The sequence below is a fragment of the Aminobacter sp. P4_H6_2 genome (genome assembly GCF_056400805.1).
This window is the reverse complement of record NZ_JBFUKO010000147.1, coordinates 1-9,940: the sequence shown is the minus strand read 5'-3', so window position 1 is coordinate 9,940 and position 9,940 is coordinate 1. Positions and strand designations below refer to the sequence as shown.

Genomic DNA, 9,940 nt, shown 5'->3' with positions numbered 1-9,940 from the left:
CCTGTGGGCGTCTGTCGGACGACGAGCGTACTGCGATCCGCCGCAACGACGTCGGGTTCGTTTATCAGTTCCATCACCTGCTGCCTGAATTCTCGGCGCTCGAGAATGTGATGATGCCGCAACTGGTGAAGGGCCTGAGCCCTGCCCAGGCGAGCGAGCGGGCAGAACAGCTGCTCGACTATATGAAGATCGGCAAGCGCGCCTTGCATCGCCCCTCGGAACTTTCCGGCGGCGAACAGCAGCGGGTGGCGATTGCGCGCGCGGTCGCCAATGCTCCGCTCGTCCTGCTGGCCGATGAGCCGACCGGCAACCTCGATCCGGTGACGGCGGGTTATGTCTTTGACGCGTTGTCAGCACTTGTCCGCCAGTCGGGCCTGGCGGCACTGATCGCTACGCATAACCACGAGCTTGCATCGCGCATGGACCGCCGCGTCACGCTCTCCGAAGGCAAGATTGTCGCGCTGCGCTAGCGGCGGCGCGACAGGGCTGAACCATGCCTGCCTGGCATGGTGGCCAGGCGAACCGTTGCTCCAAGCTCAATCGATAGCAACCACCGCTGAAGTGCGTTTGTTAACGCGCTGGGGCCGGCGGTCGCGCGCATAAACGCTTCATTTACTGTCGAATCGCTTGTGGCGGGCGCCTGCGCCCGAATGCAATGGCGTGCGTTGACATCTGAACAGAAATAGAACAAATTGAGAACATATCAAAAACAGGAGCAACAAATGACCGAGCTGGTACAGGATGTCATTTCGATGGTCTGCATGAGCACCTTCCTCGTCACCATGGCGATGTGGATCGGCGCACTCTGATTTGAGCGCTTGTTGGGGGCCATTCCTTTTTTGATGGAATTCTCAACCAATGAACAACGAGGCACCGGGTCTATCCCGATGCCGGACAAGATTAGGTGCCGTGGGCACCGCAGCCATTAGCCGTGACCTCAGGCTGTTTGCCGGATCGACTCAGGGACTGCGTCGGCGGGTCCGAAAATCTCTTCAAAGGCGGCTTTGAGCGCCACGTCGAGGTCGCTCATCGTTACCGGCAGGCCGAGATCGACCAGGCTGGTCACGCCGTGGTCGGTGACACCGCAAGGCACGATGCCGGAGAAATGGCCGAGCTCCGGTTCGACATTGATGGCGATGCCGTGGAAGCTCACCCAACGGCGCAAGCGGATGCCGATGGCGGCGATCTTGTCTTCCGCCGCCGAGCCGTCCGGCAGGGCTGGGCGGTCGGGACGGACCACCCAGACACCGACGCGGTCCTCGCGGCGCTCGCCCTTCACATTGAAGGCGGCAAGCGCCGAGATGATCCAGGCTTCGAGTGCGGCGACGAAGGCGCGGACGTCCTCGCGGCGCCGCTTGAGGTCGAGCATGACATAGGCCACGCGCTGGCCAGGGCCGTGATAGGTGTATTCGCCGCCGCGGCCGGTCTTGAACACCGGGAAGCGGTCGGGCTCGACCAGATCCTGTTCCTGGGCGCTGGTGCCGGCGGTGTAGATCGGCGGGTGTTCGACCAACCAGACCATCTCGCCTGCGGTCCCCTGACGAATCGCATCGGCGCGCGATTCCATGAAGGCGAGCGCCTGATCATAGGGCGTTAGGCCGGGTTCGATTCGCCATTCGACGGGTGCTGAGCCCGGAATGGCGAGAAACGACGTGGCTATCTGGCTGCGGTCGGTCATTTTGGGGGTCCGTTCGTCGACCTGATATGGCGGCTCGGCGCAGAAAGGTCCAGTCCCTGGGCTTTGAAAGCCGGCTATTGCTGCCCGAAGCCTATAGTTCCCCTGGGGCATGCAAGAATGATGGACGAATATCGCTTAGGGCGCTTGTTTCCCCGGAAACGATTTGCTACATGCCGCGAGCCGGTTCGGACCGGCCCTCTGTGACAGTGCGGTCGTGGCGGAATTGGTAGACGCGCAGCGTTGAGGTCGCTGTGGGGCAACCCGTGGAAGTTCGAGTCTTCTCGACCGCACCATCACTTTTCAGGTGACAACCAATCACCTGAACAAGCTGTTCCATACAGGACTAAACAGCTTGAACCTCGCCGGGCTGGTCGGCTTTTTCCAAGACGTTACAAGAGATTGTGCAGATTTGCTGCAGTTGATCGCTATGCTTGCGATACGGGGCAGTTACGGCGCCGCGTGTCCTGTCGGGTACGCAAAAGGGCGTTAGAGCCGCCGTGAAACTCCGCACAGTCTCTTTTTGAAGATTGGCTCTGGTTTTCGGTGCGAGGTTTTTGATTCCGGGTACTTACGCCGGCGGCCTTGGCGGCCTGCCATTGAATGCGCGATTGCCCGGAGCCGTCGAACGGCCCCGGGCAATCCTTGGGAGGACTTTTCTCAGCGGCCGCGCCACGCGAGCAGGCGCATGGCGTTGGCCGTGACCAGCACGGTGGCGCCGGTGTCGGCCAGGATTGCCGGCCACAGACCGGTCAGGCCGATGATAGTCGTCACCAGGAACACGGCCTTGAGGCCGAGTGCGATGGTGATGTTCAGGGTGATGTTGTTCATCACCGCTTTTGACAGCGCGATCATGTCAGGGATGTCGGTGACACGACCGTGCAGGATCGCAGCGTCGGCGGTTTCCAGCGCAACGTCGGTGCCGCCGCCCATGGCGATGCCGAAATCGGCCGCGGCAAGGGCAGGGGCGTCGTTGATGCCGTCGCCCACCTTGGCGACAACTTGGCCCTCCTTCTGCAACTCGCGCACGATCCGCTGCTTGTCGTCGGGCATCAGGCCGGCGCGAACTGCAATGCCCAGGCCCTTGCCTATGGCTTTGGCGGTGGCTTCGTTGTCGCCGGTCAGCATGACGGTGGCGATGCCGTCGGCCTTGAGGATCGCAAGGGCCTCGATGGCATCGGCGCGCGGCTCGTCGCGCATGGCGAGGATGCCCGCGACCTTGTTGTCGACAAGCAGCACCGAAACGGTCTTGCCGTCGGCGTTGAAGGCGGCGATCTGCTCCTTCAGGTTGGCCGACAGCCCGGCCATTTGTTCGGCAGCGCTAGGGGAGGCCAGGAACACGTCCTCGCCGCCGACATTGCCTGCGACACCCTTGCCGGCGACTGCCTTGGCTAGACTTGCCGAGGGGATTGCCACGCCGTCCGCCTTGGCACGACGGAGGATGGCGAGCGCCAGGGGATGGCTGGAGCCGGTTTCAAGTGCTGCTGCCAGCGACAGGACTCTAGCTTCAGGCCGGCCAACGCCAACAATGTCGGTGACCTTGGGCTTGCCCTCGGTCAGCGTGCCGGTTTTGTCGAGCGCAACCGTGGTCACCCGGCGCATGCCCTCGAGCACGGCACCGCCCTTGAGCAACAGGCCGCGGCGGGCACCGGCGGAAAGGCCAGCGGCAATAGCGGCAGGCGTGGAGATGACCAGCGCGCAGGGGCAGCCGATCAACAGGATGGCGAGGCCCTTGTAGATCCACTCCTCCCACGAACCGCCGGCAACGAGCGGCGGCATGATGGCGACGAGTGCGCCGACGACCAGCACCATCGGCGTATAATAACGTGAAAAGCTGTCGATGAAGCGTTCGGTGGGCGCCTTGCTCTCCTGCGCCTCCTCGACCAGCTTGATGACGCGTGCAATCGTATTGTCGGCGGCGGCCGCAGTGACGCGGACCTTGAGCACCGCATCGGTGTTGATCGTGCCGGCAAAGACGGAATCGCCTGTGGTTTTCAACTTCGGCACGCTCTCGCCGGTCACCGGCGCTTCGTCGAGCGTGCTTGAGCCCTCGACGATGGTGCCATCGGCGGCAACCCGGTCGCCCGGCCTGACCAGTATGATCGCACCGACCTGAACCGCATCGGCCGGCATTTCGCGGGTCGCCCCGCCTTCTACGACCAGGGCTGTCTTGGGCACCAGATCGGCCAAGCCGCGTATGCTGGCGCGCGCGCGGCGCGCGGCGACACCTTCCAGCAATTCGCCAATGAGGAACAGCAGCACCACCATTGCCGCTTCTTCGGTGGCGCCGATGAATACGGCGCCGATGGCAGCGATGGTCATCAGCGTTTCGATCGAGAACGGCGTGCCAGTTATGGCTGCGGCGTAGGCGCGCCGCGACACTGGTACGAGACCGACCCCGAGTGCAGCGAGAAATGCCCAATGGCCGAGCTGCGGCAGAAATTGGCCGATGGCATAGGCCGCAATGAGGGCCGATCCGCAGGCGATGGTCAGCTTGGCCTTACGCGAAGTCCACCATGGCCCGTCGTCGAGGTCGAAATGGGCGTGGCCGGCGTCTGCAGCGTTCGCGGCCGGGGCGCCATGGTTGTGTCCGGAGTGATCGCCGTGATCGTGCCCGGCGTGGTCACCATGGCTGTGATCGTGGCCGCTGTGGTCGTGATCATGGCTGCAGGAAGGGCCGTGCTTGTGGTCGTGGACCTCTGCCGTGCGCGCCGCACCGAGCATGGCGACGGAATAGCCGAGCGCCTTCATCTGCTTTGAAATTTCTGCGGAGGGGGCTTTTCCCTGATGAGAAACCGTCATGGTGCCGGCTGAGACCGAAATGCCAACCTCGGTGATGCCGGGCAGGCGGATGACTGCGTTTTCGATCTTGGTCGCGCAAGACGCGCAATCCATGCCGCCAACGCGGAATCGTGTTTTGCCGTGGCTGGCATCGTTCATTTCAGGTCCTTTCAATCTTATATGAAGCCATGCTAGAACCTCTAGCCACTAGAGGATCAAGAGGGTTTTTCGATGAATCTGCCGATTGGAGAACTGGCGCGGCGAACGGGCGTGAAAGTGCCGACGATCCGCTTTTATGAACAGATCGGGCTGATTGCCGCGCCGCCGCGCACCGAAGGCAACCAGCGTCGCTATGGCAAGACCGAGATCGACCGGCTCAACTTCATCCGCCACGCCCGGGAGCTTGGCTTCGAAGTCGATCATATCCGCGAGTTGCTGGTCATGTCGCAGGAGCCGCAGGCCTCGTGCCATCAGGCCGACAGCATCGCCAAGTCGCACTTGCGCGAAGTCGACCGGCGCATCGAGCGGCTTCAGGCCCTGCGAGGGGAGCTGTCGCGCATGATCGATGAATGCGGTCATGGCCGTATTTGCGACTGCCGTATCATCGAGGTGCTGGCGGACCACAAGCAATGCGTGAGCGAGCATGTGGCCTGATTGAAACAGGCCAAAACTGGCTGTGCCGCGCCGGCCTTTCGAGCCGTATTTCGTTTGATATTCCGGCCCTTTGCGGGCTAGGGATAGCCCACCTCGAATCCCGAAATCCGCAAGCGGGAGGCGCCGATGGAAGCCCGACACAACCATACGCACGGCGCCGACGCCGCTGACGCTGTCCGCGCCGAAATCTATGGCGAGGACGGGGTCATCCTTGCCTCGTTCCTGGCCCATATCGGCGCGGCGATCGCAGACCGCGATACGCTGACGCTGAAGCGCGACGTCTCCGTCCTGCACCAGTCCGAACTTGGCCATCTGCTGGAAGCCTTGCTACCCGAGCAGCGGCTGGCGCTGGTCGAACTGATGGGCTCGGATTTCGACTTTTCGGCGCTGACCGAGGTCGACGAGGCGATTCGCCTCGACATCGTCGACAACCTGCCCAATGCGCAGATCGCGCAAGCCGTCCAGGAACTCGATTCCGACGATGCGGTCTACATTCTGGAAGACCTCGACACCGAGGACCAGAACGAGATCCTGGCGCAGCTGCCGTTCACCGAGCGCATCAGGCTGCGGCGTTCGCTCGATTATCCCGAGGAATCGGCCGGTCGGCGCATGCAGACGGAGTTTGTGGCGGTGCCGCCGTTCTGGACCGTTGGCCAGACCATCGACTATCTGCGCGACGACAAGGATTTGCCCGACCGTTTCAGCCAGGTCTTTGTCATTGATCCGAGCTTCAAGCTGCTGGGTGCTGTCGACCTCGACCAGATCCTGCGCACCAAGCGCGCGGTCAAGATCGAAGAGGTGATGCACGAGACGCGCCACGCCATCCCGGCCACGATGGACCAGGAAGAGGCAGCGCGCGAATTCGAGCAATATGATCTGCTCTCCGCAGCCGTCGTCGACGAGAACGAGCGCCTCGTCGGCGTGCTGACCATCGATGATGTGGTCGACGTCATCCAGCAGGAAGCCGAGGAAGACCTTTTGCGCATGGGCGGCGTCGGTGACGAGGAGCTGTCCGATACCGTGCGCGCGACCTCGCGCTCGCGCGTGCCATGGCTTCTGGTCAATCTTGGTACGGCCTTCATCTCGGCATCGGTCATCAGCCAGTTTGGCGCCACCATCGAGGAGATGGTGGCTTTGGCGGCACTGATGCCGATCGTCGCTTCGCTCGGGGGCAATGCCGGCACACAGACGATGACGGTAACCGTGCGCGCGCTCGCCACCCGCGACCTCGACATCTACAATGCCGGTCGCGTCATTCGCCGCGAGGTGATGGTGGGCCTGCTCAATGGCGCAATCATCGCAACCATCCTCGGCCTGGTCGCAGGCCTATGGTTTCACAACCCGGATCTGGGCTTCGTCATCGCCGCCGCCATGGTGCTCAACATGCTGGCTGCGGCACTCGGTGGCATCCTGATCCCGCTGTTGCTCGACAAATTTGGCGCGGACCCGGCGATCTCGTCCTCGATCTTCACGACCATGATCACCGACGTCATCGGCTTCCTTGCCTTCCTCAGCCTTGCCACCTGGTGGCTGCATCTTGGCGCTGCTGCGAGGTAAGGTTGTTCAATTGACTTTTACGTAAGTCGCGTGCGAGACTCCTTGAGGACCAAAAAGGGTCCTTTTGGCTGCGCGGCGTATACTGTCGCATGGCATGATCGCCTCGGCTAGCGCGGCATGATTTGAAAGCGGCGCGRCGACGCTGGCTGGGTGGAGAGACGATGCGGGAATATTACTCGATCACCGAATTGACCCGCGAATTCGACATTTCGACGCGGACGCTGCGTTTTTATGAGGATGAGGGGCTGGTGCAGCCTGTCCGCCGTGGCCGCACTCGCCTGTTCCGCCCGTCTGACCGGCAGCTCATTCGCCAGATCATGCGCGGCAAGCGGCTTGGATTCTCGATCAACGAGATTCGCGAGATCATCCAGATGTATCGCGCCCCCCCCGGCGAGGTCGGTCAACTCAAGCTGATGATCAAGCGCATCGAAGAAAAGCGTGAGGATCTGCGCCAGAAGCGCCGCGACCTCGAGGAGACGCTGGCCGAACTCGATCAGGCCGAAGAATCCTGTGTCGAACGGCTGGTCGAACTCGGCGTCAACACCTGAGCGCTGATCAGATCCAGCGCCGGACCTTCTTTTTGTAATCGATGTATTTCTTGCCGAAGCGGGCTTGCAGGTGCTTTTCCTCTGGCACAATGGCGAGCTTCTGCGTGCCGAAGGCCGCGATCACCGCAAGGACGATGAACCAGACACTGGCCGTGATCAGGCCGATGGCGATCATCAAGAGCGTGTTGGCGAAGTAGATCGGGTTGCGGGTGAAGGAAAAAGCGCCCGAGGTGACCAGATGCTCCGACGGCCTGTCGGGACGGATCGTGGTCTTGGCGCGCTTCAGCGTCTGCATGGCTGAGTAATAGATCGCAACCACGCCGGCCACAGCCAACCAGCCGGCCGCGTAGAGCAGGTCCGACAGCGGCTCGGTGAGCCAAGGCAAGGGGTAGAGCAGTCCGAGGGCTACAGCCACCGCGATAGCCAGGAGGTAGACGATCGGCGGCCATGGAACCCTGCTGGGGGCGGCGGCTTTGAGATCGGTCATTGCGCTCCTCCTGGTATCGTCTGGTTGTCGGTGTTGGTCGAGCACATGGCCGCGGTTTGCCCGACACGGTCTTTAAGCTCCGGGCTCTGGTCGGCGGCATAGAGGCGGACGAACGAATCATCCCTTTGCAACTCGTCGAGCATGCACACACAGTAGCGCGAGCAGAAATCCGTGTCGCGGCTTTGCTCGCACGAGCGCTGGCAAGATTTGAGGAAGGTAATTTCGCGCGTTTCGACCGGGGCGGGGAATATCTGGGCAAAGGCCCAGACCAGCGAAATCATCACCGGTTGGTGGATGAGGTAGAAAGCCAGGCTGTGGCGGCCGAAGAAGCTGAGCGGCCGTGACCAGGCGCCGGGTTGAAGGCGCGCCAGCCTTTCGAAAAGACCGGCCTTGAGCGCGAGACCGGCAACACCAATGCCGGTCAATACGGCGCCAAACCATGGAAACAGCGGCACAAAATCGTTGGAACGCGGATTGAAGGTGGACAGGCCGATCCACAAAAGCGCCGGGTGGTTGAAGGCGTCAGAGCGCAGATAATTGGGCGCTGCGATGACCAGGGCGGCGATGACCAGCGTCAGCAGGGCCGGCAGGCGCAGGAAGGCGAGGCCGAGTACGCTGGCCAGTGCTATCTGGTGCAGGATGCCGAAGAAGATGAACTTGTCGGGCATGGCGAACCAGGTCGCGACCGTGATTGCCAATGCCGCCGCCGACACCATGGCCAACCGCCTGAAGTAGCCAGGCCAGCGAATGCCCTTGGCATGCGCCAGCACAAGGCTGACGCCAACGAGAAACAGGAAGCTTGAGGCGATGCAGCGGGCGAAGAGCTTCCAGTTGCCATAGGCGGTCATGCCCGGATCGGCGTAACCGAAGAATTCGAGGTCCCAGGCGAAGTGGTAGATCGCCATGGCGACGAGGGCTGTGCCACGGGCGATGTCGATGACCGACACGCGCCGCGAGGGGGCTTGAACTTGTTCAGTGCTCGGATGCATCGTCATGGCCATTCGCTTCGGCGTTTTCAGGTGTTGCAGCGCCCCTGCAGCACTATCATGGTTGAAGCGGGGCGGTAGAGAGCAGTGTGGCCAGTCATGCACAAGGTTAAGAATTGAAGTGGCGCAAATGACCGGACGCATGATGTCGCTGACCGAAGAGCTGGTGGCGCGATGCTATCGCGACGTGGCCGATGCCGGCCCGGACCCCGATGCAGTGCACCTCGACGACGCCGACTATGAGGCGATGATCGATGAAACGCTCGCCGAGCATCCCGGCAATGGCCCGCTATGGCTGTTTGCCTATGGTTCGCTGATCTGGAAGCCCGAGGTCGAACACACCGAAGAGAAGGTGGCGCTGGCGCGCGGCTGGCATCGTTCGTTTTGCGTCAGCATGAACCGCTGGCGGGCAACGAAAGAGCAGCCCGGACTGATGATGGGCATGGATCGCGGCGGCCAGTGCAAGGGCGTGGCGCTCAGGCTCATGGACGGCGACAGGCGCGAACAGCTCGACAAGCTCTACCGCCGCGAGATGACGCTGAAGCCCTCGACCTACAAGCCGCGCTGGCTGAACCTTGTCACCGACGACGGCCCGCTGACCGCCCTTGCTTTCGTCGTCAATCGCGGCGGCCGGGCCTATGCCGGCGCACTTGGCGAGGACGAGGTTGTCGAACGGCTGGCCACAACCTGCGGCCATTGGGGCTCGGCGGCGGACTATCTCTACAATGTGGTGAAGAACCTCGAGCAGCGCGCCATCCACGACCGGCATCTGTGGCGGCTGCAGCATCTGGTGGCCGAACGAATCGCGGCCCGGAGCTGATCGCCAAAACGCCGCATTCGCACCGCCCGGCGTCGGAATTTGGTTTGCCGCCCAAGGCATTTGTTTCTATAGTCGTGGCGTCGTCGGTTCCGTTACGGAATCAAGAGGGAATGCGGTAAGGGCCTTTTGAAGGTCCGAAGCCGTGGCTGCCCCCGCAACTGTATGCGGTTAGCTCTCCCCAAATGCCACTGAAGCTTGCTTCGGGAAGGCGGGGAAGGGTGTCGATCCGCAAGCCAGGAGACCTGCCGGCGACAGGGACACTTCTCGAGGCCCTCGGGTGGAGGGCGAAAGGACTTTAAGATGACTACTGTTTCTGCAATCGGCGCCGACGTTTCCTCGCAGTCGCGCACAATGCAGCTCGCGCTTGCGGCGCTGCTTGGCCTTTTCGTTGTTGGCTTCCTCGGGTTCTCGCATATGGACGTGGTGCACAAC

General features: G+C 62.3%; 10 protein-coding genes, 1 tRNA gene and 1 riboswitch. Of the genes, 7 read left to right on the top strand and 4 right to left on the bottom strand.

The window, feature by feature from the left end; genetic code table 11:
• Positions 1-470, top strand: a 470-nt coding sequence (locus tag AC1DUU_RS13190; RefSeq protein WP_476783869.1) for an ABC transporter ATP-binding protein, incomplete at its 5' end; no start/stop codon positions are given.
• Positions 471-937: 467 nt separating this feature from the next.
• On the opposite strand, the gene lipB is transcribed toward AC1DUU_RS13190, so the two are convergent.
• Positions 938-1,678, bottom strand: a complete 741-nt coding sequence (gene lipB / locus AC1DUU_RS13185) for a lipoyl(octanoyl) transferase LipB (protein WP_476783868.1) — start codon at positions 1,676-1,678, stop codon at positions 938-940.
• Positions 1,679-1,886: 208 nt separating this feature from the next.
• On the opposite strand from lipB, the gene AC1DUU_RS13180 reads away from it, so the two are divergent.
• Positions 1,887-1,971 (top strand) — tRNA-Leu (locus AC1DUU_RS13180).
• A gap of 364 nt (positions 1,972-2,335) precedes the next feature.
• On the opposite strand, the gene AC1DUU_RS13175 is transcribed toward AC1DUU_RS13180, so the two are convergent.
• Complete coding sequence (locus AC1DUU_RS13175; protein ID WP_476783867.1) at positions 2,336-4,615, bottom strand: heavy metal translocating P-type ATPase; 2,280 nt, start codon at positions 4,613-4,615, stop codon at positions 2,336-2,338.
• 72 nt (positions 4,616-4,687) lie between these two features.
• On the opposite strand from AC1DUU_RS13175, the gene AC1DUU_RS13170 reads away from it, so the two are divergent.
• The 3 genes from AC1DUU_RS13170 (at position 4,688) to AC1DUU_RS13160 (ending at position 7,215) form a co-directional block, all read left to right on the top strand.
• On the top strand, positions 4,688-5,110 hold the full coding sequence (locus AC1DUU_RS13170; protein WP_476783866.1) for a MerR family transcriptional regulator: 423 nt from the start codon (positions 4,688-4,690) through the stop codon (positions 5,108-5,110).
• 126 nt (positions 5,111-5,236) lie between these two features.
• Positions 5,237-6,667 carry a magnesium transporter gene (gene mgtE, locus AC1DUU_RS13165; protein ID WP_476783865.1) on the top strand — a complete coding sequence of 477 codons (1,431 nt, stop codon included), beginning with the start codon at positions 5,237-5,239 and terminating at the stop codon, positions 6,665-6,667.
• Between the two features lie 161 nt (positions 6,668-6,828).
• Complete coding sequence (locus AC1DUU_RS13160) at positions 6,829-7,215, top strand: MerR family transcriptional regulator (RefSeq protein WP_476783864.1); 387 nt, start codon at positions 6,829-6,831, stop codon at positions 7,213-7,215.
• 7 nt (positions 7,216-7,222) lie between these two features.
• On the opposite strand, the gene AC1DUU_RS13155 is transcribed toward AC1DUU_RS13160, so the two are convergent.
• On the bottom strand, positions 7,223-7,702 hold the full coding sequence (locus AC1DUU_RS13155; protein ID WP_476783863.1) for a methyltransferase family protein: 480 nt from the start codon (positions 7,700-7,702) through the stop codon (positions 7,223-7,225).
• Positions 7,699-8,697, bottom strand: a complete 999-nt coding sequence (locus tag AC1DUU_RS13150) for an acetyltransferase domain-containing protein (RefSeq protein ID WP_476783862.1) — start codon at positions 8,695-8,697, stop codon at positions 7,699-7,701. The genes AC1DUU_RS13155 and AC1DUU_RS13150 overlap by 4 nt, the downstream gene beginning before the upstream one ends.
• A 121-nt stretch (positions 8,698-8,818) precedes the next feature.
• On the opposite strand from AC1DUU_RS13150, the gene AC1DUU_RS13145 reads away from it, so the two are divergent.
• Complete coding sequence (locus AC1DUU_RS13145) at positions 8,819-9,508, top strand: gamma-glutamylcyclotransferase (protein WP_476783861.1); 690 nt, start codon at positions 8,819-8,821, stop codon at positions 9,506-9,508.
• Between the two features lie 67 nt (positions 9,509-9,575).
• Positions 9,576-9,772, top strand: a riboswitch (cobalamin riboswitch).
• Positions 9,773-9,808: 36 nt separating this feature from the next.
• Positions 9,809-9,940: CbtB domain-containing protein (locus tag AC1DUU_RS13140; RefSeq protein ID WP_476783870.1), on the top strand; the 132-nt coding region annotated here is incomplete at its 3' end.

Excerpts from the sequence above, each read along its gene's own strand:
- AC1DUU_RS13160 (WP_476783864.1), top strand. The coding sequence starts at position 6,829 with ATGCGGGAATATTACTCGATCACCGAATTGACCCGCGAATTCGACATT.
- AC1DUU_RS13145 (WP_476783861.1), top strand. The coding sequence starts at position 8,819 with ATGACCGGACGCATGATGTCGCTGACCGAAGAGCTGGTGGCGCGATGC.
- lipB (WP_476783868.1), bottom strand. The coding sequence starts at position 1,678 with ATGACCGACCGCAGCCAGATAGCCACGTCGTTTCTCGCCATTCCGGGC.
- AC1DUU_RS13175 (WP_476783867.1), bottom strand. The coding sequence starts at position 4,615 with ATGAACGATGCCAGCCACGGCAAAACACGATTCCGCGTTGGCGGCATG.
- AC1DUU_RS13150 (WP_476783862.1), bottom strand. The coding sequence starts at position 8,697 with ATGACGATGCATCCGAGCACTGAACAAGTTCAAGCCCCCTCGCGGCGC.
- mgtE (WP_476783865.1), top strand. The coding sequence starts at position 5,237 with ATGGAAGCCCGACACAACCATACGCACGGCGCCGACGCCGCTGACGCT.
- AC1DUU_RS13155 (WP_476783863.1), bottom strand. The coding sequence starts at position 7,702 with ATGACCGATCTCAAAGCCGCCGCCCCCAGCAGGGTTCCATGGCCGCCG.
- AC1DUU_RS13170 (WP_476783866.1), top strand. The coding sequence starts at position 4,688 with ATGAATCTGCCGATTGGAGAACTGGCGCGGCGAACGGGCGTGAAAGTG.